Origin of the sequence: Okeania sp. SIO1H4, assembly GCF_010672695.1 — a bacterium.
GTDB lineage: Bacteria > Cyanobacteriota > Cyanobacteriia > Cyanobacteriales > Microcoleaceae > Okeania > Okeania hirsuta.
In genome coordinates this window covers 1-26813 of the sequence record NZ_JAAHGB010000006.1, presented here as the reverse complement: position 1 = coordinate 26813, position 26813 = coordinate 1, and the positions used below count along the sequence as shown (strand labels likewise).

The window sequence follows — 26813 nt, the reverse complement described above, 5'->3', positions numbered from 1 at the left end:
TTTAATAAGCAATAATGCAAATCCAAGACTATTTCAATTTCCTAGCGCCTGATGATATCCGCATCAAAGGTAGCCGCATTGGTACCAATCGTCGCCCCTACTCTGGCCCCTGCTAGATTAACAGCGATCGCCACTACTCCTGCTACTAGACCTGCTATAGTTCCTGCCATAGCCAAAACTGTGGTTAAAACAGCAGTCATTACCGCTACAATTGCGACAGTCAAAGTCGCTGTCACTGCTCCTGCTGCCACACCTGCTACAGTCCCCGTCATAGTTCCCATTATTGTCCCAAGTAAAGATCCTGCTATCAATACAGTTCCAAAAGCTGCCTGTAATCCTTTACGGATAGCGATAATTAAAAAAAGGACAAATATCAATAGGACAATTACAGAAGCTAAAAAATTGTCTGAACTAATAGAGTAAGGAAAGAGTAAATAACCAGTAAAGACAGCCGTTAGTACAGCAGTCAATCCAGAAATTGCAGATAAAAGTAGCGATATGATAACTAAACCTAGGCGATAATGAAGTTGCACTCCAGCGTTAGCATGACTAAAGTTGGCATCACACAAAAGGGCGTTGCTGAAATCCGTTCCTTGAATATCTGAGTGTGAAAAGTCTGCACCTGCGAGGTCAAGACCTTTAAAGGAATAACCGCACAGACTTTGAAAAGAAAAGTCTTGGGACATAATTCAATAGACAAAATCAATTTAGATCTTGTTTTGCTATCTTAACAAAAATACTTCTAGACTGAGATAAGGTTATGCAATTGAATTCTCCAGGGGTTAAAACACCTTGGATTATAAAAAGCTAGCTTTTAAGCTAACGAGTCGCACCAATATTTTTTAGTTAAAGAGTGGCAGTTTCAACACTTTCCTATCCACCTTGGCTAAGTCCAGACCTAGCTGTGTCACTATTTTTCTTAAAATGTTAGCTGCTCCTTCAACAATTAATAATTAATAATTACCTCTTCTTAGAAAGAAGAGGATTGACTCAAAGGATTTTGTTCTTCTCTTGGTCGATTGGATATGGCGTTAGCGCTAGCGTTTGCGCAGCATTCCGATAGGAAAGCTCCTCTGCAAGAGGCAGCAGATCTCTAAGAGCGGGAAACCTCGCCATCCCACCCTACGGGAAGCTACGCTAACGATCGCTTTTTCTCCATGAATGAAGAAGCTTTATACCTTAATTTTTCCGTAATATCATGTCCGTTTATATCGTTTGTGTAAACCCAAGGGTGAATATCTACAGGAAATGATGGTTTTTTCTTGCGAGGGTAGCCTTCTTTCCTCTTCCCTCTTTCTTCTTCCTTCTTCCTTCTTCCTTCTTCCTTACCTTTGCTATACAAGACCGATGCTACCGGACATGATATAACTCAGTCATTTCAGTTATCAGTTGTCATGGATAACTTCTCAATTCTAATTTCTGACTTGCACGTAGCACTATACATCCAAAATCTTATTTCTCAGATACTTTCCGAGTAAAAATTTTAGTCTTAACGTACAAAATTGTTTTGTTACTACAAATCTCCCACTGCTGACTACCTCAAACTTATATCAAAATCTACTTGCGCTTAGAGTATTATAAGAAACCGGGTTTATGGGAAGTAGATGTTAGTATGGTGGGGCATTTAATAAACCCGGTTTCTATACTTTTTTATACCGATACTACCAAATTTGACATTATATTATGTCCGGATAATTAGTGATAAAAAAACTTTTTCCTTTTTATACTTTCTTTTTCCCCTCTTCTCTCCTGACTCTTGACTCCTACCTTGTTATTTATAACTATTCAACCGGACATGATATTACACCTTCAAAATTTCATCATCAACTGAAAAATCTACCTCTACTTTGTCACGACCGGAGGCGATAAAATCATTTTCAAATGAATCTTTTAACCCAGAAACTAAATCAAACTTTGGCTGCCAATTTAATTCCCGCATCACCTTATTTACACTGGCAAAAAAATGTTGAACTCGTAATGGAAAAGCTTTCTTTTTTCCAAAGTCAAATTGCTTCGGGTCGTAATGTACTAACTTAATAGAATCAGGAGATTTTCCAGCAGCTTCAGCACAAGCGCGAGCTAAACCATCAAAAGTGACATAACGCTCTCCAGAAACATTATAAATTTGACCAATTGCTTGATTATTTCCTAATACATTTGCCATTGCCATTGCCAAATCTTTGACATGACCTAATTGAGTAATGTGGAGTCCATTTCCCGGAATAGGAATCGGGCGATCGCGTACAATTCTGTCAAAAAACCATGCTTCTAGATCGTTATAGTTTTGTGGTCCATAAATATAAGTAGGACGAATTGAAGTCCAGGGTAAACCTTGATTTGTTAATTCTGTTTCTGTTTCATATTTTCCTAAATGACGGCTTTTTGGATCTACAGCATCTCCCTCAATATGAGGCATTTGGTCAGACTTTAAATAAACCCCCGCAGAACTCATATAAATGAAATGTTGTACCTGGTCTTTGAAGATTTCAGCTAAAGGTTTTGTATCAGTTAATTTTCGTCCGTTATTGTCAAAAATAGCATCAAATTTTTCTGGCGCTAATTTTTCTTTGAGTTGAGTAGCATCCGTGCGATCGCCATGAATTTCTTTAACTTCTGGAACTGGACTTGGTTTATTACCACGGTTAAATAGTACCACTTCATGTCCTTGTTCAACTAGAATTTTAGTTAAATAGACTCCAATAAATCGAGTCCCACCCATAATCAGTATTCGCATTTTTCCTCTTTTTTACCAACAACTAATAATTTCATCATACCCATTTACCAAGCCAAAAGTCAAAAATTAAATTCCATGATTAGTTTTAGGGGCATAAACAACCTTGATATTTAATTTTTTAACTTGATTAAATCTCTCAACACTGTACTTACTTGCTGGAAGCGAATCATACTGAAATTCAAGATAAATATTAAACTTTAAGGAATAGGGAAGATGGAAAATGGAAGAAGCTATAACTAGAGTTATAAATTCATATTTATCTTTTTCTTTATGGGTTTAATACCCCACCGTCACTTGCGGTGTCTACAATTGGTTGGGCATAGTTAACGACCTGCCACTTCCTGTCTACAAACCCACCCCATCTACTTTTTTATTCTTGCTTCTTGCTTCTTGGTTCTTCCTTCTTCAAAATGATTAAAGGCAATTCAATTAAATCATCCATAAATGTATCAAATTAATTTAAAATTTGCTATGGTAAGTATAGTATTTTAATTTTTTTTCGACAATTTAAAAATCATAGTAATACCATAATTAATTTACTTATGCCTACTCAATATTTAGATAGTTCAAATAAGAATAAATATCGAAAAGCTTCTCTACGTAAAGTTTTTGTATTACCTATTGTGCTGCAAATTATGTTTGCTGTAGGTTTGACCGGATGGCTCTCGTTACGCAATGGACAAAAGGCGGTCAATAATGTTGCTAGTCAGTTACTCAATGGAGTGACAACCCGTGTTGATGAACATTTAGAAAGCTATCTAAAAATTCCTCCTTTAATTAATCAAGTTAATAGAGATGCTATTCGTATCAATAATTTAGATGCAGAAAAACTCTGGGATTGGCAACAATATTTATTTAAACAAATGCAACTATTTCCAAATATTAGTAGTATTAGTTTTGGCTCTACCGAAGGAGAAGTAGTATGGTTAATTAGATTAGAGGATCAAAGTTTACAATTAGGAATTAGCGATTATTTAACAGCAGGAAATCTAGAACAATATACTCTTGATCGACAGGGAAATATTATCCAACCACGAATTGAAAGTTTTCCATACGATCCGAGGAATAGACCTTGGTATCAAGCTGTTATCGAAGCGGGAAATCCTACCTGGACTAAAATTTATCCTTGGATAGATGGAGATAATTTTGGCATTTCTAATGGATTACCTTATTATGATGAAAAAGGTATTCGTAAAGGTGTACTTAGTGTAGATTTAACTCTTGATAAAATCAGTCAATTTTTAACTAAGCTAAAGATAGGTAAATCCGGAAAAGTATTTATTGTCGAACGTTCTGGATTAATAGTGGCTACATCCATTTCAGAAGAGCTATTTATGACTCCAGGTAATGAACAAAATTTACAACGACTGCCAGCTTTAGAAAGCAATGTACCTGTAATTCAAGCTTCAGCTCAATACTTACAGAAAACCTTCTTTGGCCTGACTAAAATCAATCAAAGTCAACAGCTAAGTTTTAAGTTTAATAATCAACGTCACTTCCTAGAAATCAAACCTGTAAAATATGGTTTAGGTATTGACTGGATTATTGTAGTAGTAGTTCCAGAAGCAGATTTTATGGAAGAAATTAATATTCAAAGACGCAATACAATTTTATTATGGTTAGCAGCTTTAGGATTAGCAATACTTGGTGGAATTTTAACTTCTAGATGGGTGATTCAACCAATTATCAGCTTAAATAAAGCAGCTAGGGATTTTACTCAAGGAAATTGGCAACAAAAAGTAGATATTAAACACTCTGATGAACTAGGAGAATTAGCCCATTCATTTAATACAATGGCTGTACAATTACAAGAATCATTTACTACTCTACAAGCGAAAAATGATGACTTACAAAGATTAGATAAACTTAAAGATGAATTTTTAGCAAATACTTCTCACGAACTTCGTACTCCTCTGAATGGAATGATTGGAATTGCTGAATCAATGTTAGATGGAGCAACAGGAGAATTATCGGAAATACAGCAAAAAAATTTATTAATGATTGCTCAAAGTGGTCATCGACTTACAGATTTAGTCAATGATATTCTTGATTTTGCTAAACTGAAACATCAAAATCTGGAGTTGCAGTTAAAACCTGTAGGAATCAGAGAAATAACAGAAGTAGTTGTTACTCTTTGTCAATCTTTAATAGGTACTAAAACTTTAGAATTAGTTAATTCTATTCCTGTTGATTTACCTCCAGTTTATGCTGATGAAAATCGCCTGCATCAAATTTTATATAACCTGATTGGTAATGGGATTAAATTTACAGATACTGGGAAAGTAGAGATATCGGTAGAGATTATTAATCAACAAGAAAATTCCCAGTTCAATAGTCAGCATCCAATTCTCAAAAACCAACAATTAGCAATTACTATTTCTGATACTGGTATTGGTATTGCAGAAGATAAACTATACAGAATATTTGAATCATTTGAACAAGATGATGGTTCCACAGCTCGTCAATATGGAGGTACTGGTTTAGGTTTAGCAGTTACTAAAAAACTGGTGGAATTGCACGGAGGAAAAATTTGGGTGAAATCTCAAATTGAAATAGGTTCTCAATTTACTTTTACTCTGCCAATATCTACAGAAATTGCTATTAGTAACAATTCCAATATATCAAGATTTACAGATGCTAATAATATAGCTATAACTGAACAAAAAGAAGAAGAGATTCTTATTCAAGAAGAGTCAAAAAATAATACAATCAAACCACTAGAAACCGTCCAAAGATTTCAAATTATGATTGTCGATGATGAACCAGTAAACTTACAGGTACTCGTCAATATTTTATCCCTCCAAAATTATGCCATAGTTCAAGCAATGAATGGTATAGAAGCTTTGAAAATAATTGAACAAGGTTGTCAGCCAGATCTAATTTTATTAGATGTAATGATGCCAAAAATGACTGGCTATGAAGTTACACAAAAATTGCGACAAAATTTCTTACCTAGTGAGTTACCAATTCTGATGTTGACTGCTAAAAATCAAGTTTACGATTTAGTAGAAGGATTGAATGTAGGTGCTAATGATTATCTGACTAAACCTATTTCTAAAAATGAACTAATTGCCAGACTTAAAACTCATTTGAGACTATCTCAAATCAACAGTTCTTATAGTCGTTTTGTGCCTGACGAGTTTATGAAATTCCTCAAAAAAGACTCTATAATTGATGTAGAATTAGGCAATCATGTAAGTAAAGAAATGGCAGTAATGTTTTCTGATATTCGGTCTTTTACCGCTCTTTCAGAAACAATGACACCCCAAGAAAACTTTAACTTTGTTAATTCATATTTAGGGCGTGTCAGTCCAAAAGTTAGAGATAATTATGGATTTATAGTAAAATATTTAGGAGATGGAATGATGGCTGTATTTCCTAATGGAGCAGATGATGCTGTCAAGGCAGGTATTGCCAAAATAAAAGAAGTTGTAGAATACAATATTATTAGGAAAAATCAGAGTTATAAACCTATTTCAATTGGCATCGGCATTCACTTTGGACAAATGATGGTAGGTATGGTGGGAGAACAAGCAAGAATCCAAGGTGATGCTTTTTCAGATAATGTAAACTTAGCTGCTCGTTTAGAAGGATTAACAAAATTTTATGGCGTTTCTATCATTATTAGTGAAGCAGTATTTAATAATTTAGTAGATGCAAATCAATATCAAATTAGATTTTTAGATCGAGTCCAGGTGAAAGGGCGGAATCATCCCATTAAAATTTATGAAGTTATGGATGGAGAAACCGAATCTTTGCTAAACTTAAAAAGACAGGTTAAGTCAAATTTTGCTCAAGGAGTTTTACATTATCAACAACAAGAATTTACCATGGCAAAGAAATATTTCCAAAAAGTATTAACAGTAAATCCAAATGATAAAGTCACAGAAATTTATTTACAACGAGTGAATAATTTTTTATCAGAGGGCACACCTACGAACTGGCAAGGAATTACAATCTGGAATCAAAAATAATCAAAAACTTGAGCAAATTATATCTGTATAATTGAAATGTAAGTAGGAAAAAATTAGCGATCGCTACCATGCCAAAGTTACCATTAAACCCTCTGTTTTATCAATCCCCACCAAAACTCCCCCTACGAGTCGTAGTCATTGTCCCATTTGTGCTGCAAATTATAGCAACAGTAGGATTAGTGGGATATCTTTCATTTACCAATGGTAAGCGCGCTATCAACGACCTAGCTAATCAGTTACAAAACGAAATTACAGCTCGTATTCAGCAGAAACTGAATATTTTTTTAGAGACTCCCCATTTGGTTAATCAACTAAATGTAAATGCTATTCGTCTTAATCAACTTAATATTCAAGAAATTAATGATGTGGAGCGTCATTTATGGCAACAAATTCAGTCTTTTGATTCCATTGGTGTCATTGGTATTACATCTACATCAGGAACAATGATCGCAGTCAGTCGCCAAGATAATAATAGATTTAATATCATCATTACAGACGAATCGACAAAAGGAGAACTTCAGGAATATGCTACCAACGCTCAAGGGGTGCGGACTAATCTCACAAAAGTAGTTCCGGAGTACGACCCCCATATACGACCATGGTATCAAGATGGTATCGCTACAGGTAAAGCAGGTTGGGGTGAGATGTTTAGATCGCTCATTGATCAAAGAGTAGAAATTATGGCGACTCAACCAGTAATTGATAATGATGATAATGCGATCGCCTTGGTCACTGCTACTCTCACCTTCTCTGAACTGCATGACTTTCTCAAACGCTTGAAGATTAGTAAATCTGGGGAAGCTTTCATTTTAAATCGTTATGGACAATTAATCACTAGTTCCGCCACTTCTGAACCTTTTATTCAAGACAATGGGGATTTAAAATTAATAGATGCTTCCAACAGTAACGATATTTTAGTTAATTCTGCAAGTAAACACCTGAAAGACAGGTTTGAGGATCTCAATCAAATCCAAAGCAATTTATTACTTAACTTTGATATTGATGGTCAACAACAATTTTTACAAGTCGTACCTTTTAACGATCAATATGGTTTAGATTGGTTGATTTTGGTAGTAATTCCCGAAGCAGATTTTACAGAACGTATTCATGGCAATACTCGAATTACTATTGCTCTATGTTTCATCGCATTAATAATAGCAATTATTTTTGGTTTATTCAGTTGTGAATTGATTATTAAACCAGTCAAAAATTTAAAGCAAGCAGCAACTTCTATATCTATTGGAAAATGGGAACAAAGAGTAAAAGAAGTCCCCATTGAAGAACTAGCAATATTAGCTCAAGGATTTAATCAAATGACGGAACAGTTAAAAAAATCATTTGTTGAATTAGAGAACAAAAATACAGCTTTACAAGAGGCAGACCAGTTCAAGGATGAATTTATGAAAAATATTTCCCATGAACTGAGGACTCCACTTAATAGTATTATTTGTTCTATAAAATTAATCCTTGATGGCTTTTGTGATAGCCAAGAAGAAGAAACTGAATTATTACATCAAGCTGATAAATCTGCTATTCATTTACTGAATTTAATTAATGAACTTTTAGATTTGGTGCAAATTAAGGAAGGCAAACTTCCGGTCAATAAAAATTTAGTAAATTTGTATGATTGTTTAAATGAAATAATTGATTCTCAGCAATCTATAATTCAACAAAAAAATCTGCAACTCTATAAATCTAATCTCTCTAAATCCATATTTGTAGAAGCTGACCCCAAAAAGCTAAAGCAAGTATTCTTAAATATTCTTGATAATGCAATTAAATTTACTGAAACTGGTAGTATTACTATTGATGTTCAGATTAAACCAAGTATTAATACTTATGATATAGATCAAGTACCCATTGTTGTAGTAACTATTAAAGATACAGGAATTGGGGTAGAACCAAGCGAACAGTATAAACTATTTCAATCTTTTGCAATGGTAGATGGTTCGACTACTCGTGCATATAGTGGTTGTGGTTTGGGATTATCAATTTCTCGTAGTTTGATGGAATTGATGGGAGGTAATATTACTCTAGAAAGTGCTGGAAAAAATCAAGGTACTGCAGTTTCTATCTCTTTACCCATTACTCTCAAAACTACGGAATAGGGGATAGCGAAAGTGGCGATATAGCGCTACGCGCAAGTTAGAAGTCAAAAGTCAGTAGGGGCGTTAACGATAGTTATGCGCAAGCTTTAGGCCGTTCACCCGTACAAAAGTAATCTCGGACTAAGTTTTAGGGTTTAGTAGTGTCCTAACCTAAATCCGTAGTGCTATAGTAGCTCAATTTTTCTAGGAGAGGAAGATATAGTTTTTTGGCGTTGCATAAATGCGCTTGGGATTTTAATAGTTTTGTAGAATGGGCATCTTGCCTGTTCCTGATATTTTCCCGTTCCTGATATTTTTCCGTTCCTGATATTTTCACTCCTTGGCAGGATACCCACCCCACTTATATTCATACCGCCCCTTAGCAATGCCGATTTTTTTATAGCAGAAGAAAGAAGGAGTAATCTGGCATTGTCTGAGTTTTAAGCTTTTGATCTGTCCGTACCCTTTCCTTCGACTGCTATGTATAGCAATCAGAAATCATATCAAATCCGGTTAAACAGTTATAGATTAGTTAAGTAATATCATGTCCGTTGGTATCGTTTGTGTAAAAGTTAGCGTGGATATCTACAGGAAATTTAAGTTTTTTTCTTGCTCAATTGCCTTCCTGCTTGTTGCCAGATGAGCTGTTGCCAGATGAGCTGTTGCCTACCTTTGCTATACAATACCCATGCTACCGGACATGATATAAGGAGGAGTCAGGAGTCAGAAGGACCGAGTCAGGAGGAGAGAGAATCACAAAGATGAGCGTAGTTATGACGGTTGAAGAATTTTTTTATGTCCAATTAAACGGATTTGATATCAGATGTGAAAATTTTATTGCTTCTGTGTTTCCCATTCCCTGTTCCCTGTTCCCTGTTCCCTGTTCCCTAAAAATCTACAATATCTCACAACTCAAATAAGATTGCTATAACTAATTACCAACTTGATATAATCTTATTCTAATTAGGCAAAACTAAAATCTAGAGTTAAAATATGCTATCCAATTCCGATCGTTTACCAGAACAAGATTCAGGAGTACCTAATACCTCCGAATTATCTCCTTTAATCAAAAATTTATCAATCGCTACCTTGGTGGGAATAATAGCTTTTGTTGGAGTAAGTTCTTTGATTATTGCTGCTAGTCAAAACAATGTTAATGACATTGAAACAACAGAAGGAAAATAGACTGTTGCACACTCAAAAAGTTAAAAACAAAAAATAACATTCTCTCAGTTTCCGAATCCGAACTCAAGTCCCTAATACCAATTAGATTAAAGAATGTTACAAAACTGTAATTATCAGGCATAGGGAATAGAGAGTAGAATATTGATTCAAATAGTATAACTAAATATAAAAATGAAGAATTTCCTTAAAACTCTCAAGAATATTTTTCTTCCTGAAAAAGATGATATTTTTCTAGGATTAGTTGAAAGTATAGAGGTCATAGTATCTAAAATTCTATCTTTAGCATTGATAGCTGTAATTATTTTTGCTGTCTTTGACGTAATAGTTGTTATCTCTAAACAACTTTTTTTTACATCTTATCCTTTGTTTAAAGATACATTATTTGAAATATTTGGACTATTTTTAAATATTTTAATTGCCCTAGAAATTTTAGAAAATGTTACAGCTTATCTCCGCAAGCACGTCTTTCAAGTAGAGTTAGTAATTGCTACTTCTTTAATTGCTGTAGCTAGGAAAATTATTATCTTTGATCTTGATAAAAAAACAGGAGAAGATTTAATCGGATTAGGATTTGCTATTATTGCTCTATCCATTAGTTTCTGGATTATTCGATCGCAAAAAAATAGACCATCTAATCATTAATATTATCGTCGCTAACCTGCCCTGGCGTTTTTAATTTTAAGTATTAGGAAGTAGATTTTTCCATAGCACTATTGTGGAACAACTCTTGTTGAAAACCCTACACCTCATCTGCGGTGAAGACAAGTTTATTGAGGTATCATATTACAGCAATTTCCAACTTAATGAGGCACAAAACCTATTCTGGACAGCAGGGAAGAGGAAAGAGTAAAGAGAGATTAATGTTTAACTGGAATGATATAATTTCCTTTACTACCAGCATCGTTAGTAGGGGGAAACGGTCGGAAAACCATTCTTTAATACTTAATAATGCCGATGATACCGGATTTTATATCAACTCCAATTTAAGATTGAACCTACAACCTACAACCTACAAACTTCTTCAATTATCTTGGTGCTTAAACATAGAAGTAGCGCCGAATGCCGCGAAAGCTAATAAACCTAATATTGAAGTAGGTTCGGGAACAGGAGTTAACATTATATTATCAAAATTTACATCACCAGAACTAGCAATATAAATTTGAGTAATATTTTCAAAACCATCTATTGATAGAGTTTCAAAAGGCAAGGATATATCGTTACCAATGGAATATTCTGTAAATTGACCGGCAACTTGCATTGTTGGGTCAAATGTTGTGGAAATTAAGATTTTAGTATCATCTGTTGTATAACCAGTAATTGCATTTTCATTCTTCCGCAATTGATAATCTAAACTTTTTAAAGAGAAGATGCCACCATTTTTTAAAGTGATAAATGAACCTAAAAGTCCGAATTCATTAGTAAAATGTTGAGCTTCATAATTCTGGCGAGCATGAAAATGTGAAGTATCACTAAAATAAGCTGATGGACTGCCTATTTCCTGTGCTGAAAATGCTGCTACATTAAATCCATTTTCCATGAAACATTTACCCGCACTCAATGGAGAAGTACAAGTGTTGGGATTGGAATTATCATATATTTCAGAATCATAAGTAATTGTTGCTGCCTTAGCTTGCTCATTACCAACAAATAGTATAGCTAAAGTCGCACAACAACCAATTCCTATAGCTTTCAAGTTTTTGAATATCATATTATTAATGCCTAAATTTCAGTAAATTAACGAGGAGATAATAGCACTACATTTCAGACATTACAACTACTTTTATATAATATTTATCTATGACAAAATGTCATATTTTTTTTAGTTAATTGAAGATGATAACTTATTTTTTAATTACTATCAATTTAACTTAGGAGCCATGTAAGAATAAGTTGTACAAATTTTATCTGGGATAAATTGTGAAATACAGCTTCCATCAAAAAAACTGTAATGGTTATTTTTACACGAGTCCTTACTGTTTAATAAGTGATTATTTGAATTATAAAAGTGAGAAAATTTTCTATTTAAGGCCAAAAATATAGATTAAGACTGGAGTTTAGACTAAATTTTGGAATCTTCAAATAATCTACCCAGAAGCAATGAAGACTTGGAACTCACTACCCTTGGGTAATATCAGGGATGTGAATTTTCTCGATGCTTTTTATGATTTGTATTTTTGAGGGAGTTTGGGTGAGGAGTAGGTTATTCAAACTCTTCAAAAAGTCTTGCCATGGGACAATTAACCCATAGCAAAAGCTCTGGATAATTAACTTAAAAGTTGTTGCAATGCTGATACAGAAATAGTTTCAGCCTAGGTTCAACTATCTCACTCTTCTCCCTCGGCAAGTGTTCGGCCCGCTGTAATTAGTCTAAACTCCAGTTAAGATGTAACTACCTTTTTTGAATTTGGTATAACCGACATTCCGCAGGTCTAGCTTGTAGTGTCAGGTATTTATTGCTCAGATTTTTACATGATAGGCATTACGAGCAAGGTTTAAGTATAAATACATACTACATTAACTATTGACTATAATTCTTAATATTAGAATCTGTGTTCCACCATCTTCGTGGAAAAAGGTACTGTAGTATGTTTGTCGTGCGGAATGTGGGGTATAAGGGGATAAAGAAGAAAATTATACATCTTCTTGCCTCCCTATTGCAGGAGGTACTGATAGCTTCTGATAGAAAACGCTAACTGATATAGCAATCTAAGGAAAGGTTAGGATATATCAAAAGTTTAAAACTCAGGGAACGCCAGATTTCTTCTTCTTCCTTCTTCGCCTAATATTGACCTTGACTATGACTATTTTCCCCAAAAAAACAAAAAATAACAGAATTAATATTTCTGCTATCCTTAATTTATTATACCCCCAAGGGAATTCGAATCCCTGTCGCCTCCGTGAAAGGGAGGTGTCCTAGGCCTCTAGACGATGGGGGCTTGTTTGTTTCTTTTCACTCTTACTAAGTTAACGAATTCCTAAATAAATGTCAAGGGGTATGAAAAAAAAATTTTCGCTAAACAGTTTGGCCATCTTGACTACTGAAGATTGTGGCTTTGTGGTAAAGCCATCTGAGCCGATATCCCTTCTTTTGCATCTCCAAAATACCATAAAACAGCAGCAGCTTCAGCCCTACTCACTGTTTTATCTGGCCTAAATAATTTCGTATAACCAAAAACCCGCCTAATATTAGAAAAATCATTCTGAGCATCTGCCAATACAGCTCTCAAAGCAGCAGGGTCAATCCTAGAAGCATCTTGAAAATCCCAAGCTTCTTTAACTTTTTCTATTGTTGCCTCTGGCAATGCCTTGCGAAAATCTAGAGGTACTTTCCAAAGAATCAAATCCTCACGGGTTAAAAAATCATTTGGACGAAATTTAACGACATTAGTATCTCCAGACAAAGGACTAGGAATTAAACCAGCTTCTGCCAAACCTTGAATTACCGCAAAGTCTGGGTCAGTTTTCGGGACATCTTCAAAAATTGGTGTTTCATTGAGCAGTGCTAATCGGATTTGTTTAGCAGAATTATTAGTAAAAATCTTATTATTAGTATTTACCAACCACCGAACATATTCCCGCCTAGTGACAATATTCTGAGGATCGACTAAAAGAGTAGTAGTATCTGGATTATCTTGATTTTGGGGTTGTGGCTGCTGAAATACTCCCAGTTTGGACAAATCTGCGACATATTGACGTAATCCTGAAGGCACATCTCTGAGAGCTTTTTTTAAGACAGGGGACTCTGTAGAAGTGGGGAGCGGCACTGGAGGGATGCTATTGGGAGGAAATGTTGTAGGAGTCGGTAACGCGGCTACTCCAGGAGTGGGCAAAGGTGTCGGTAATGATGCAGTTGGAGATGGCTCAGGAATAGGTAATGCTTGGGGTGATGCTGTGAAATTGGGAGATGGCTGAGTTTCTAGCTGGATAGTTGATGGAGAAACTGGGACGGGTGGAGGCGAGGGTATATTGGCAGTTTCTTCATTCTTGGATTGATAGTCTATCTCATATTCTGTTGCTATTCCTGGAGTTTGGCTAGGTTTGAGGGATACCTCTACCTGCAAATCATTTTTTTCTGCCACCAGAGATCCACTACCCTCTTCGGTAGGTTCGCTAATAATTTCCCAATTTTTGTCTCGAAATTCTTTTTGATAGAAATTTTGGACTACGTTAGTAGGGTCTGAACTACTCCAAACTGTTTTTTGCTCTTGTTCGGATTTTTCAATTAATTGGGAGTTGGGATATGGAGAGATTTCTGAGGGAAAATCAGCCGGAATTTGTGTTGGTTGTTCGGGTTGCTGGGTGTTTTGAGTAGGGATTTGAATTAATTGGTTAAAAGGAGGGTTATTTTTTAACTTGGGGTCTGCTGCAAAAACTTTTTCTAGCTCTTTACTTGAGGGATTATTTGCACAAGCGCTGACTGACATTAATAAACAAATAGTTAAACTGGTAAATATAGAAGGTCTATTTAATAACATATTCATTAATATAAATTTAGTTGCTATTTTTCAGGGAGGTTTTTGTTTCCTCCCTTAATTCTCAAAACTATATTTTTCAGGTATTCTTTGACAAGGATTTTGGTTGTTCAGCAGATAAGTTGTTTTTTTCTTCCTTTTTATCTTCTTGTTGTGGTGATTCCTGTCCTTCTACTTGTTTGAGATGAATAGTATTTACCTTGGTAATAAAATTAGCTATAGAATTTCTAGCTTTTTTGCCACGTTCAGTTGTATCTTCTACATCATAAATTCTATAAGATACATTTGCACCTAAGATAAATTTCTCCTGTTCTGCTTCTAAGAGTTCCACAACTCGATTAGCAGAAATCCAATTTTCTTGGAAAGGAAATGAAGTTACAACACTAGCAACTATAGAAGCGATCGCTGGACAAATTACAGGTAACCATTTTAACCAAGCCTGACCAGTTTCTAATTTATCAACAAGGACTAAAATGGGGGTAACTCCCGAAAAAACTATTGTGCCTAACTGCAAAATATAGTAGATATTTCTAGCTTTTTGCCTGGTCTTTTTGTAATCGTCTATTAACTCTTGAGTATAACGTAAAGCTTTTTCTACTTCTTGAGTTATCTGAATATTTTCTGGAGAATTTTCTAGTTGTAAAACATTACCGTATAAGGTTGCTTTTTTTAGTAAATCAGAATCCTTGATTGTTTTAGTGTAGTTGATTTGTAATTGCCGATTTAGGAGATACAAAAAAATAAACAAAGCAATAGAAACTACTAAAACTATCGGCAATTGAATCAGCTCTCGAAAGAAATAAACACTAATTCCTGAGCCAATAGTAGTTGCAAAAGATAGATATTCAAGTATTCTCAAAAATGATAAGATACCAGGGATCGATGGTGGAGATTTATAATTATCGGCTTTGATGTTTAACTGAGAATCAAGGGTTTCCGAACTTGTCATCTTTTGTTTATTCCTTTGATTTGATAAGTGGACTAAAATATTCTCCTGCTATTGAGAAAGTAAGGGCAATATTACCTGATAAATTATTTTACAATAAGCTGTTATATTATGTCTGAATAATTAGTTATAATAAATTTCTTAGGTGGTAAGTCGTAGGTGTAAGTTCAAGGTCGAACACTGGAAACGGAGCAGAAATTTGGGATATTCCTTCAACATCGCTTCAATAGAACATTTTTATTATACTTAATTATTCAGACATAGTATTATTCAGCAAATTACTTATATTTATTTTTACATTTTCGGCGTTGCTGATTTGAGGTATGATAGATATCATCTCCGGATAAGAGGGCGAGCAAAAAACTTTCTCCTTCTACTCCTGTTTCTTCTTCTTTGTTCCCTCCTGACTCGGTAACTTCCCCTCCTGGAAGAGGTTAGGGGTGGGTTGACTCCTAAGTAATTAAGATTAATATCATACACGCTCTTCAGCAACGCCACATTTTCAGATCTTATTCAGATCTTAAGTTAGTATATTTGATGCCAAATTTTTGCTATACCCCAAAAAATTACTTCCGGTGCATCAATGATAGTTGCACCTAACTCAGGAAAAAGTTTTGTCAAATGAGTTAATAATAAGATGCGATCGCCTCCTGTCAGCACTATTTGTCCTTCAGGAAATTCTTCTCGCCAGGCGACGATATAATCTTTTATACCTGCTAATACTGTATATATTATCCCACTTTGAATGGCTGTTGCTGTTTCTTTTGCCCACCGTGGAGGTAACTCTATCGGTATATCGACCAAAGGTAACATAGCTGTTCCTGCTATCAAAGATGATAATTGCAACCTTAACCCTGGTAAAATAGACCCCCCCACTATTTTTTTTTGGACATCAGCACCAGTAAAAGTAATTGCAGTACCAGCATCTATGACTAGCACAGGCCAACCTAACTTTGTGCCTGCACCCAAAACTGCTAAAGCTCTATCTATTCCCAAAGTAGGATAAAGTCCTTGTAGTGGGAGTTTTTCTAAAGTAATCATATCAGACCAAGGATAAGTTTCCCAAAGTACTGTTTGTTGAGGAACTACTGATGCTATTAATAAAGGCATCTGATGATTTAACTTTATATTCTGAGTTTCTAATGTATTTTTTAGTAGTTTTCTGACTACTATTTCCACATTAATATTTTCCTCAATTTCCCATTTGTGAATCCGGTCTATATCCCAGGTTTTCTGAAGTATTGCACCCACAAAATACCCCCAGTGTAACCGGGTATTTCCAATCATTAAACCGAGCCATTCTTGATTTTCATACATATATAGTAATTTCATTTGAGTTGCGTAAAAAACATGGTTGCTTTTAGGCAACAGGCAACAGGCAACAGGCAACAGGTAAGAAGGTTTGCCGAACTTTTTACTGTTAGTAAATAACTAGCTCTTGTTTGACATCTCATTTGAAAACGCTATATAAATCTGTTCAAAAATTAATAATTAATAATTACCTCTCCTTTAAAAGAAGAGGATTGACTCAAAGGAAAAATTTTCTTTATTATCCCCTTAAAAGGGGAGGCTTTAAACCACAATAATTTTTCGGTGAAAAGTCCACTTTTAATAATAAATTAAAAGCCTCCATCCCGGTGTCTCCGTGTCTCCGCGTCCCCGTGTCTATTTGTAAGGAAGTCCTACATCTAAACCAGAAGTATATATAGCAACTGCTTGGTCTTGCATATTAAAGACTATTTTTATGCCTGTATCATCAGGATTTTTCCATTCATAAGCACCCTTAATTTGATTTTCTGCTTGTGATTCATCTGATGTAACTTCTTGTTGTCTACCAAGAGTATTATTAATTTGCATTTCTCTTGCTTCTCTTGATTGTACAAAAGCTTCTGAGTCAAATTCGGGGTCTATTTCTCCCTCTGCTCCAAGAATATTTCTTATTTCTCGGTATGTCATTCCTAGCTGCAATTTTTCATATTTTTGTCGCGTAATTGAATAAACTGGTTTGGGTTGATTCCAGAAAGGATTACCAAAATTATAAGTATTCATATTTTTAGTCCGAATAGTAACCACTTTCTGATTAGAATCAAAAATTATACTCATGCTTGTACCATCAGGATTCACCCAATTATATGTAACAGTATTAGAATTAGTTAAAGGATTATCTCTTGTTGGTTGTTTTATTCCTTCACTACCAATAATTTCTCTCACTTCATCATAAGTCATCCCAACTTTAATATTTTCAAAATCTGTACTGGTAACTACAGGAGGTTCTCGATTAACTCCAAAGTTAGTCGCGTTCAAATTTTGAGCAGATAATTTAATCAGTTTATTCTCTGAATTAAATATGGCAACTATACCTGTATTATCATTATTTAACCAGCGATACGCTACGCCAAATTCGTCAATTGTCGGACTATTATATTTTGTATAAATTTCACCTTCTCTTCCCAAGATTTGTTTGACTTCTTGATAGGTCATGCCAATTTTTAAGTTTTCATAATCAGCATTGGTAATTCTATTAGCTATAGCCGGTTTAATTTGTAGATTAAAGACAGATAAAAAACTACTAATAAATATTGTCAAAAAAAACTTTTTCATTGTAATTATCTAAAATATTTCCTATATTTTAATGATGATTTTTCAGGATATAAAATTGCTCAGAATTAATCTTACTAGACTCATATAAAGTTTGAGCAATTTCTGTCAAAGTCAATACTGAATAACTCCTATATCCATTTTCTTGTAACTTATCTTTTACTCCCCGTTCATGGTCAATAAAAACAACAATATCTTCTACTTGCAATCCCACTGATTTAAGTTTATCTACTCCCTCCATTACACTATTACCGCTAATCATAATATCATCCACAACAACAATTTTTTCCCCTGATTGAAAATGCCCTTCAATTAATCGACCAGTACCATGAGCTTTTACCTCTTTCCGAGGAAATATCATCGGACGTTCTAGACGCAAAGCTAAACCTGTGGCAGTGGGCAATGAACCATAAGGAATACCTGCAATTCTATCAAATTCTAAATCTTTGAGAATTTCTGCATAAGCAGTGACAATTTTATGGAATATTTGAGGAATAGAAATGATTTTTCGTAAGTCTATATAATAAGGAAAAGTCGCCCCCGATGCTTGTACATGGTCGCCAAAAATAATACATCCAATATCGTAAAGTTGTAAGATTAAATCCCGGTGTGGTTCATGCTTTAAAAAACAAACATCTGGCAACCACAATTCACAGGTAGGACTACCTTCAACTACCTGTAGACGTTGTTCATTAATCCTATTTCTTAAGGTTTCAATTTCTTGATTAGGATTTGCTGTACCAAATAATTTTGGTGGGATTGGTAATAATAATCCTTCACCATTAATATTCAAACCAGCAGCTAAAAGTTGAGCTAATTCTTCAGGATTAGCAATATCATTTTCTTCCGCTATATCTCCCTGAATTAGTATTAATCTTTCGGGAGCAATTTTTCTGATTCTAGCTAGAATATCTGGCATTACTCCTACTTCTAAACCTAGCTGTTCGGGAGTTGCCCATCTTTGAGCTTCTTCTACTAATTTGAGATAAAGAGGTTGCCCTTGATTTGGGTATTCTTGTAACACTGCTGCAGAAGAATTTGCTGTAGCACAAAGTAGGAATACTGTTTTGCCTGGATAAAGTAAAAAAGGTGCAACTAAATCAAGACCAGTGTAAGGTGAAATTGTACAAGCATCTACTTGTAAATCTTGAAAAATAGTCCTAGCAAATACTGTACTTGTATTGAGGTCGCCGTGTTTCGCATCTAAAATAATTGGAATTTCAGCAGGAATAGTTTTTATGGTTTGCTGAAGTAGTTCTAAACCTGGTATGCCCAAAGATTGATAATAGCCTAAAGAAAATTTATAAGCACATACATATTTTTGGGTTTGAGTTATTAAAAAATGGAGCCACTCCCACCAATATTGAATTAATTCTTGATTGTCTTTTTCTGGAGGATTATCAAATAAATATTTGTTGGGAATATTTTGACGATCTGTCTCCTTAGGCAAACTTTCTAAGTCTGGGTCTAACTCCAGATAAAGTAAAGTTTGATTCTGTTCTATACTGGTTATTAATTTATCAAAAAAATTCATAATAGTTTCTTTATATCCGTTGATAATTTTTGTAATTATTGATAATTATTATAGTCATTTTAAATAGATATAGCAATCTTATTTTAATTGCGAAATATTGTCTGATTTTAGAGAATAGGGAACAGGGAAGGAAGAAAGAAAAAAATATATTATCAATATAATATGATCAGCACTATATTCTAGACTTTTAAGAAATGGTCAAATTCTCATATCTGATTTATAATTTGTGTAGTATAATTATTAAGATGTAATTCCTAAACATTAGTAATCAGAACTAAGTTACTATGGTATACCGTAAATTATTTGTAGTAGGTTGTCCTCGTTCTGGTACAAGTTGGTTGAAGAGAATGATTGGTAGTCATTCTGATGTTCTAACAGTTCCAAATGAAAGTCATGCTTATTCTATAACTTACAACAACTTTACTTATTTAAAAAATCAGAAGTTCAAAAAAAGATTGAATTCAGCCAAATGGATACTAATGTCTTATGGTTTGAAGCCTTTGTTATTTGGATTTAATTCAGAAGATTTATGGCAAGGTATTTTAAACAAGTATAAGATATATCAAAAATGTCAAGAAAACATTGGGCTTTATAATCTAGTCAGTTATGCGGAGCTAGAACAATTAATAGCAAAAGTTGGCTCAGGTTCGGAAGATGACTTAATAAAAGTTAGAACTTTAAACCAATTAATGTTCGATCGCTTTTTTGAAAATAATGGAGGTTCTGAAAAGCAGATTTTGCTAGAAAAAAAACCACAAAATTTACGTTATATTGATGTCATTTTACGGCAGTTTCCAGAAGCTAAAAGCATAGAGATTATTAGAGATGGGCGAGATGTTTGTGTTTCTTACCAAGGAAGAGCAAAAACTACACGTTGGGCAAAACAAAGTACAATAACTGTCGCTAAAATATGGAAAAAAGCAATTGAGACAAGAGAAAAAGCTAAAGCAGACCTAGAAATAAGCGATCGCATCTACTCAGTTCGTTATGAAAACCTCCGCACCGAATCTGCAAGAAGAACTGAGCAAAATTTTTTATTTTATTGGTTTAGACTACGATCGAGCTTTAATTGATAATATTATTGATGCAAAAGATATTAGTAAAGTAGAAAATAAAGGAGAAGGTAAACATATTCGCCAAGGTTCTATTAGAGAATGGCAGACTCGACTTTCAGCAGAAGACGTTGCCCTGTGGGAAGAATTTGCAGGAGATACTCTCGCTGGTTTGGGGTATAAAACTTAGGCTAAACTTAATGATTAAATAGTATTATTTAAAAGGGTGTTTGTAGCTCGAGCAGAGTAATTATAGACATTAAGACCAATTAAAAGGTTTAATAATCAAGAGTTCAATTGTGTAGGTTAAGTTTAATGACACTTCCCAACTTTATCCTTCTAGGTGCTGCAAAATCAGGGACTAGCTCTCTATGGAATTATCTGAAGCAGCATCCCCAGGTGTTTATGTCCAATCCTAAAGAACCTAATTTTTTTGTGTTTGAAGGAGCAAAATTACCTCCCTATTCAGGGCCAGAATCTCCTGAAGTTTTGCTGAAACGTTTGTACCAAAATACAATTACAGATTGGGAAAGCTATCAAACTCTATTTGATAAAGTTTCTAATGAGATGGCGATCGGAGAAGCATCTGTACGCTATCTCTATTTTCCTAAAGCACCAGAAAATATCAAAAAGTATATTCCTGATGTTAAAATGATAGTTATGTTGCGTCATCCTGTAGATCGTCTTTATTCACATTATGTGATGAATATTCGACATTTATTGGAACCTTTATCTTTAGAAGAAGCTCTTGAACGAGAAGCAGAAAGAATAAGTAATAACTGGGGTTGGGATTGGCACTATACCAAAGTAGGAATGTATTCGCAACAGATTAAACGATACTTAAATTATTTTGAACCCGAGCAACTCAAAATTCTTTTTTATGATGATTTTCGCCAAAACCCCCTAGAAGTTATCAAAGAAGTCTATCAATATCTAGGGGTAGATGATTCTTTTGTCCCTAATATTGAACGGCAAAAGAATCAAGGATATTTGCCAAAAAATAAGTTAATTCATCAATTTTTATCTACATCTAATCCACTGAAGTCTTTTTTAAAGAAAGTATTACCTAACTCTGTGTATCAGAAACTGATTAAAACTTTGAAGAAATGGAATAGTGGGGCAATTCCATCTTTACCTCTTACCTTAAGAAAGTCTCTCAATGAGGTTTTTCGAGAAGATATTACTGAACTTCAAGAAATAGTCAACAGAGAGCTATTCTGGTTAGACACATAATCTAATAGCTGATTTGTAAACAGTATATCAAGAAAGTGTGGAAATGGTAAAATGATCGTGACCCCTAAATAATTTCAATTATCATGGAATTTTATCTGTGTAGCTATTACAGAGCTTCTTAAGCATGGGAAAACCAGTAAAGGCACTCAAGATTCTACTGTCACAAATTCATAGCCTAATTCAGCAACCTCGTAATTATTTACAGCACATTCCAGGTTTATGAGGTACAGTGGCACTAGCTTTTTAAATAGTTTTTGAAGTATGGAATTAAGTTTTCATTCTTGTTGAGCAAATCTACTAGAATCGCTGTACCAAACTTACATGGAATAGGGTGTATATCAAGTCTAGATATCAAGTTCTAGTTCAGAGATTTCTCTTTCAACTGTTCGTAAATAAGATTTACTTCTTCTAAGAGCGAACTAGATACCATACTGGTATCAATATCCTTGGGTCGTGGATGGTGTATACTAGTTGCTGATGCCATTAATGTTTCTGGATGAGAACTATCTACGACCTCCGCTAATATCCTCAACCCATGTTCAGGATTTTCACAGAAAGCATCGTAGTTAAGAAAATTCAGAAAATTACTTCTCTGTGCTAAAAGATGTCTGTAACTAGCAACCCAATACTCTAACCAAAAAGCAAGAGAATCAGCCTCTTTCGACTCCCTTTTCTCAAACCAACTATCGAAGTCAACAGGACAGAGATTTTTTCCAAAATCATAGTGACCAATTGCTCGCATATAGTCTGAGGCAAAGCTATCTTCTTGATGAATACGAAGAAAGTTACGATGCTGCTTTAATAACGAGGCAGTATGATTGAATGGATCTCTGAAAGGAATTATCATAATTGAATCAGGAAATAGTTGATTCAGCAGCTTTGTTCGGGCAATATTGAGGTTATTTTTTGAAACATAACGCACCCCATCTGCATCTACTTGCTTGCGCAGCATGATAATCTTACGCATATGACTGCGGAAAAAATCCTCAAATTCTCGATCTGTTTCATTCTCCCAAGGAATAATACGATCTTTGTGATAATGTCGCTTCCAGAATGTTTTCCATACTACTTCTTCTAATGCTTCTGGACTATCTGGGGTGACTTGCATCCCATCACCATGTGCCCTTTCTTGGGACTCAATATTCTTCTGAAAAGATTTTGAGAAACGATCCCATAGGCAAGGAATTAATACAAATGGCATATCCCGATAACAATGAGTCGCAAACTCTGGCGTACTATCAAAACATTCAAGCAATAAAGTTGTTCCTGCTCGCGGAAGTGCAGTGATAAAAACTGGTCGCTCAATGCGACAAGAGGATAGTTCTTTGGCAAACATGGAATCTTCCATATCTGCCAATGCTATCTGAGCAGTAGAAGTATTAAATGCCAGATAGTACAATGCTCGATCAAGTCCAGAAAAATTACTAGCTTGAACCTGACTTGATGCTTCACCATTAGATTGTTGCCAAGTTTTTTGGGTCTGAGAAGGTTTAACAAACAACACTACTACAGCTAGGATAGTGCTGAGAATCAAAAAGACTGGCGAAAGAAGGGTTTTAAATACAGCATCTAGAGATAGCCAACCCAACTTTTCAGCTAACCATAGTAGTCCAAGAGGTAGGATAACAGATACTATTCCACCAAAAGCAAGAATAAAAAATAATCCAAACAAATCTTTAGCATTTTTTTGTAGTAAGGATTCTTTTTCCTCTTCACTGAGCTGAGAAGAACGAATTATATCCAAAGAACGACCCCCCATGGCAGTTGTCTTTTTACTCTTTTCAACTAGCTGGAAACTTTGGACTAATATGAGGAAACCAACAACAAATAAAGTAGCACCTATCCAGTGGCTCATTGTGCCTCCTCTTTTTGACGATCATTTTCTTCTTCTTTAGATTGCTTACGTTTCCGTAGAAGTCGCTTAATGGGATACCACAAAAAGCCAAACAAAGCTGCAATAATACCTGCAACAAGGGCAAAAAAAGCACCAATGGCGGCGAGACCAGCTCCTGGTCCCACATAGGCCATGGCAGGGTGGGAGATCGTGAGAACAAGAAATAGGGAGGCCAGAAATAACTCTACAAATGTCAATACCTGTTTCATTTTTTTTATATCCAAATTGAGTTAGGGTTTCTACTTGTTAAAAACTACTTGAAATGATTTTAGCTTATTTGTCCTTGCGAAAAATTTGTTCATATTTGAGGGGCAGGCGCTGCACTTCCGAAACTATTCCTACCATTCCTTCATTAACATAGTTATAATATTGCCAGACAATTTCTCCTTCACGGTTGACCTCAAATGCTCTACCATTTACACAGTCTGTAATCAGAACATTCCCGTTGGGTAGCCACTGGTTTTTGCCACAGACTTCTGTAAAAAAAGGCGTATCTTTAGTACCTTCAAAAAAGACCTCCACTTCATTTTCTGGAGCTGATATAAGCAAGATACGACTTTGAGGATTTGCTGATTTTGGCGCACTGTTATTGTTATCAAAGACTGAAAAAGTGTTACCGTCAATAAAATCGGGATCGTGTTGTCTGACAAACAAACCTGTGCTAACAAACTTAATCTTTTCAGTTTCTTTATTGAAAACAAAGACTGTATTGATATTTCTTGGAGAGACCATAATATCCCCACGCTTAAAGAAACCTTCCTCAAGATCGGACGGAAATGGCTTGACATCATTGGCATGGAGTACATCAGCATCACCTCCTACTATTGTTTCCCAGTTCTTGAGGGTTCCTAGGTTAAGCAGTCCTAAATAACCGTTTTGGCGCAGGATTTCTGGAATTGACCACTCATTTAAGATTTTACCATCTGGGGATACTTCTATAATTGTATATTCCCAAATAGGAGGTTTACGATTCGGAAAACGAGAAATCGCTTCAACGTCATCTTTTTCATGAAACTTTTGCCCTGAAACCCAAAGATTTCCGTCATCATGTAAGTGAACAGAGTGGTGAGTTGAGTAAGGTAGCGACCATACTACATCTCCATTTACATCTAAACGAACTAGACCAAGTTCGGAAAAGTTGAACACAATATCTCCATTTTCCATCATGACTATTCCATGAATTGTCGTGCCTGGTCTGGATTTAGGAATCTTTCGTTCGGGAAGGTATTCAAGATTAGGCAGGATTCTTTTCCAGTCAGCATCCCATTCATGGAGTATATTGCCATCCATGTCAAGGATCTGTATTAATAGTTTGGTGTTTTTGTCTGAAAAACCGGTGAGTAAATTTAAACCTGGGTAAGCCTTGTTGGTATTAAGAATTGCTTGTGGGTATGGACTATCCAAACGCTTTAAATACCAAGGTAGCTCAATTTTGGTATCTTCACGAAATTGTTTGAGACCTTTTTCCGCAACAGAAGTTACTTTATTAATGACTTTATAGGGGAAAACCCTATATTTACCAACAGCTACTCCATAGGCAAACACAAGAAAGATCAGGGAAATACAGAACATAATTAGTCCAAATCTGTCTTGCTCTTGAGAGTCTTGTTCTTTTTCTCTAAGTTGAAGGTTATTTTTCATCATTTTTTTATATAGTTCCAAAAGTTCTCGATCTGAATTTATTAAATTAGCAAATATGAAGTGAAAAATAAAATAGGGATAAACTTTAAAATTTTTCCTGACAATCCATGAAGACCAAAATCTAGTTGTTTTATATTTCCTATTAAAAAATAACTGCAAAAACTTAAGTCTTTTTTTCGCTATTAGACTTGTCGCTTTATAATTTTAAAAAATCCCAAAAGCCTTGTTATGTAAGGATTGTAGCTATGAGATATCAAAAATACTTAGAATTATTGCTCTGTCTAGGTTAGAGTTATTTTTTCTCTTTATTTAGCGACAACTCTATTGTTGTACCACTATGGTAAAACTCATGATCACGATAAAAAGAAGTTAACTTTTGATTAATTTTTACAATGATAGGATTAGACTTTTCTACAGCGAAAAACCAATTAAAAATCCATCCGTATCCTCTTATTTTGTAAATAAAGGCAAAAAAGCCAGCTTGAGTATAGTCTCCTAACCATTTGTCTAGCGGGACTCGGCAGAGGCTAGTTGCGTCAGCCCAAACCCCTCCATATTTTGAGAGTAATTCAAGTCTAACTAGGTCAGATTGTTTAGTTTTAGGGAATTGGCATAATTTTTCTTCCGGTACAGAAAAAGTGATATGGTCTTTTGAATTGTTTTCCTCTAGAAAAATAACCTCCCACTCAGGGTTATACTGTTTCCAAGATTCATAACACTTTCTAATGGGACTTACACAAAATAGTAGCGGAAAATAGGCTCAAATATGGACAGGTAGAGGTTTTTACGTCAAAAAGGTATAAATTCTTTATTACCAAGGGTTTTAGCCATTTTTAGGGCATTGACGTAATTCCCTTGTTTAGGCTGACTTTCAAGCCGTTTTTCTGCCAGAAAATGTCTAAGTACCACTAACAAGCAATGGTGCTTGTGAAAACCCCTGATACCATAAAAACCAGATTTTTTTCGGTATAGTCCTTCTTTCTCTCCAATCAGGCTAGTTTGTGCAAATAATCACCATCACTTGCAAATAAAATTACTTGATTTTCAGTAAGTTCAATACTTGTGCTTGACTAGACTATAAAAACATTCTTATCTCAATTTTATAAATAAAATAGTAAAATAGCAAGGGTTTATTCATAACTTCACTGAATCTTTAAAAAACACGCATAAATCCTGCTCAACTTTACATAATTTTCATAAAAAATCTCTTTAATACCATAAATATTTCCTCAAGGTCAACTATTTATGTGTAACTTTACTGAATCTTTAATTTATCAGGAGTTACGCATTTTTCTGATCGAAACACTATATATAACGTAGTGTTATAATTATAATCGGCTTTGTTGCACAAAAGATGATGTTTAGGGTAAAAATAAAGAAGTCAAGATGGTACACGAAACTACACTCAGCAGATATGAGTAAGAGTAAGTCTAAATCCAACTCCAAGTCCTTGTATCGACTCA

General features: G+C 34.8%; 20 protein-coding genes and 1 tRNA gene. 7 read left to right on the top strand and 14 right to left on the bottom strand.

Annotation, left to right across the window (positions count from 1 at the left end; translation table 11 throughout):
* Window positions 1–41 precede the first annotated feature (41 nt).
* The 3 genes from F6K06_RS04470 to F6K06_RS04460 all read right to left on the bottom strand — a co-directional run bounded on the left by F6K06_RS04470 (window position 42) and on the right by F6K06_RS04460 (window position 2734).
* Window positions 42–686, bottom strand: a complete 645-nt coding sequence (locus F6K06_RS04470) for a pentapeptide repeat-containing protein (protein WP_124146542.1) — start codon at window positions 684–686, stop codon at window positions 42–44.
* A gap of 446 nt (window positions 687–1132) precedes the next feature.
* The gene (locus tag F6K06_RS04465; RefSeq protein ID WP_124146543.1) at window positions 1133–1342 is read right to left on the bottom strand and encodes a hypothetical protein; all 210 of its coding nucleotides are present in this window, start codon (window positions 1340–1342) and stop codon (window positions 1133–1135) included.
* Between the two features lie 459 nt (window positions 1343–1801).
* The gene (locus F6K06_RS04460; protein ID WP_124146544.1) at window positions 1802–2734 is read right to left on the bottom strand and encodes an NAD-dependent epimerase/dehydratase family protein; all 933 of its coding nucleotides are present in this window, start codon (window positions 2732–2734) and stop codon (window positions 1802–1804) included.
* A gap of 542 nt (window positions 2735–3276) precedes the next feature.
* On the opposite strand from F6K06_RS04460, the gene F6K06_RS04455 reads away from it, so the two are divergent.
* The 4 genes from F6K06_RS04455 to F6K06_RS04440 all read left to right on the top strand — a co-directional run bounded on the left by F6K06_RS04455 (window position 3277) and on the right by F6K06_RS04440 (window position 10622).
* Window positions 3277–6708, top strand: coding sequence for a response regulator (locus F6K06_RS04455; RefSeq protein WP_287240640.1), 3432 nt, complete (start codon window positions 3277–3279; stop codon window positions 6706–6708).
* 68 nt (window positions 6709–6776) lie between these two features.
* Window positions 6777–8816, top strand: coding sequence for a sensor histidine kinase (locus F6K06_RS04450; RefSeq protein WP_287240643.1), 2040 nt, complete (start codon window positions 6777–6779; stop codon window positions 8814–8816).
* Window positions 8817–9788: 972 nt separating this feature from the next.
* The gene (locus tag F6K06_RS04445; RefSeq protein WP_124146548.1) at window positions 9789–9980 is read left to right on the top strand and encodes a hypothetical protein; all 192 of its coding nucleotides are present in this window, start codon (window positions 9789–9791) and stop codon (window positions 9978–9980) included.
* 171 nt (window positions 9981–10151) lie between these two features.
* A complete protein-coding gene (locus tag F6K06_RS04440; protein ID WP_124146549.1) occupies window positions 10152–10622 on the top strand; it encodes a phosphate-starvation-inducible PsiE family protein in 471 nt (156 codons plus the stop codon).
* 379 nt (window positions 10623–11001) lie between these two features.
* Here the strand turns inward: F6K06_RS04440 and F6K06_RS04435 are convergent, their stop codons facing one another.
* From F6K06_RS04435 to F6K06_RS04405, 7 genes are all read right to left on the bottom strand, one after another.
* Complete coding sequence (locus tag F6K06_RS04435; protein WP_124146550.1) at window positions 11002–11688, bottom strand: PEP-CTERM sorting domain-containing protein; 687 nt, start codon at window positions 11686–11688, stop codon at window positions 11002–11004.
* 1155 nt (window positions 11689–12843) lie between these two features.
* Window positions 12844–12916, bottom strand: a tRNA-Glu gene (locus tag F6K06_RS04430).
* Window positions 12917–13015: 99 nt separating this feature from the next.
* On the bottom strand, window positions 13016–14455 hold the full coding sequence (locus F6K06_RS04425; protein WP_124146564.1) for an S-layer homology domain-containing protein: 1440 nt from the start codon (window positions 14453–14455) through the stop codon (window positions 13016–13018).
* 76 nt (window positions 14456–14531) lie between these two features.
* Window positions 14532–15401 carry a DUF4231 domain-containing protein gene (locus F6K06_RS04420; RefSeq protein ID WP_287240648.1) on the bottom strand — a complete coding sequence of 290 codons (870 nt, stop codon included), beginning with the start codon at window positions 15399–15401 and terminating at the stop codon, window positions 14532–14534.
* 522 nt (window positions 15402–15923) lie between these two features.
* Window positions 15924–16730 carry a pantothenate kinase gene (locus F6K06_RS04415; protein WP_240039120.1) on the bottom strand — a complete coding sequence of 269 codons (807 nt, stop codon included), beginning with the start codon at window positions 16728–16730 and terminating at the stop codon, window positions 15924–15926.
* A 333-nt stretch (window positions 16731–17063) separates the two neighbouring features.
* A complete protein-coding gene (locus F6K06_RS04410) occupies window positions 17064–17999 on the bottom strand; it encodes a hypothetical protein (protein ID WP_124146552.1) in 936 nt (311 codons plus the stop codon).
* Window positions 18000–18027: 28 nt separating this feature from the next.
* Window positions 18028–19530: a bifunctional orotidine-5'-phosphate decarboxylase/orotate phosphoribosyltransferase gene (locus F6K06_RS04405; RefSeq protein WP_124146553.1), complete on the bottom strand. Its 1503-nt coding sequence runs from the start codon at window positions 19528–19530 to the stop codon at window positions 18028–18030.
* Between the two features lie 284 nt (window positions 19531–19814).
* Here F6K06_RS04405 and F6K06_RS04400 point away from each other — a divergent pair, with 284 nt between their 5' ends.
* The 3 genes from F6K06_RS04400 (at window position 19815) to F6K06_RS04390 (ending at window position 21815) form a co-directional block, all read left to right on the top strand.
* Window positions 19815–20603: a sulfotransferase gene (locus F6K06_RS04400; RefSeq protein WP_124146554.1), complete on the top strand. Its 789-nt coding sequence runs from the start codon at window positions 19815–19817 to the stop codon at window positions 20601–20603.
* A complete protein-coding gene (locus F6K06_RS04395; protein ID WP_124146555.1) occupies window positions 20518–20772 on the top strand; it encodes a hypothetical protein in 255 nt (84 codons plus the stop codon). The genes F6K06_RS04400 and F6K06_RS04395 overlap by 86 nt, the downstream gene beginning before the upstream one ends.
* Window positions 20773–20897: 125 nt before the next feature.
* Window positions 20898–21815, top strand: a complete 918-nt coding sequence (locus F6K06_RS04390) for a sulfotransferase (protein ID WP_124146556.1) — start codon at window positions 20898–20900, stop codon at window positions 21813–21815.
* Window positions 21816–22173: 358 nt separating this feature from the next.
* On the opposite strand, the gene F6K06_RS04385 is transcribed toward F6K06_RS04390, so the two are convergent.
* The 4 genes from F6K06_RS04385 to F6K06_RS33780 form a co-directional block, all read right to left on the bottom strand.
* Window positions 22174–23670 carry a sulfotransferase gene (locus F6K06_RS04385; protein ID WP_287240654.1) on the bottom strand — a complete coding sequence of 499 codons (1497 nt, stop codon included), beginning with the start codon at window positions 23668–23670 and terminating at the stop codon, window positions 22174–22176.
* Window positions 23667–23918, bottom strand: coding sequence for a hypothetical protein (locus F6K06_RS04380; protein ID WP_287240656.1), 252 nt, complete (start codon window positions 23916–23918; stop codon window positions 23667–23669). Before F6K06_RS04380 ends, F6K06_RS04385 begins: the two co-directional genes overlap by 4 nt.
* Window positions 23919–23982: 64 nt before the next feature.
* Complete coding sequence (locus F6K06_RS04375) at window positions 23983–25353, bottom strand: arylsulfotransferase family protein (protein ID WP_124146558.1); 1371 nt, start codon at window positions 25351–25353, stop codon at window positions 23983–23985.
* Window positions 25354–25642: 289 nt separating this feature from the next.
* Window positions 25643–26077: a capsular polysaccharide synthesis protein gene (locus F6K06_RS33780; RefSeq protein ID WP_353734845.1), complete on the bottom strand. Its 435-nt coding sequence runs from the start codon at window positions 26075–26077 to the stop codon at window positions 25643–25645.
* Between the last annotated feature and the right edge of the window lie 736 nt (window positions 26078–26813).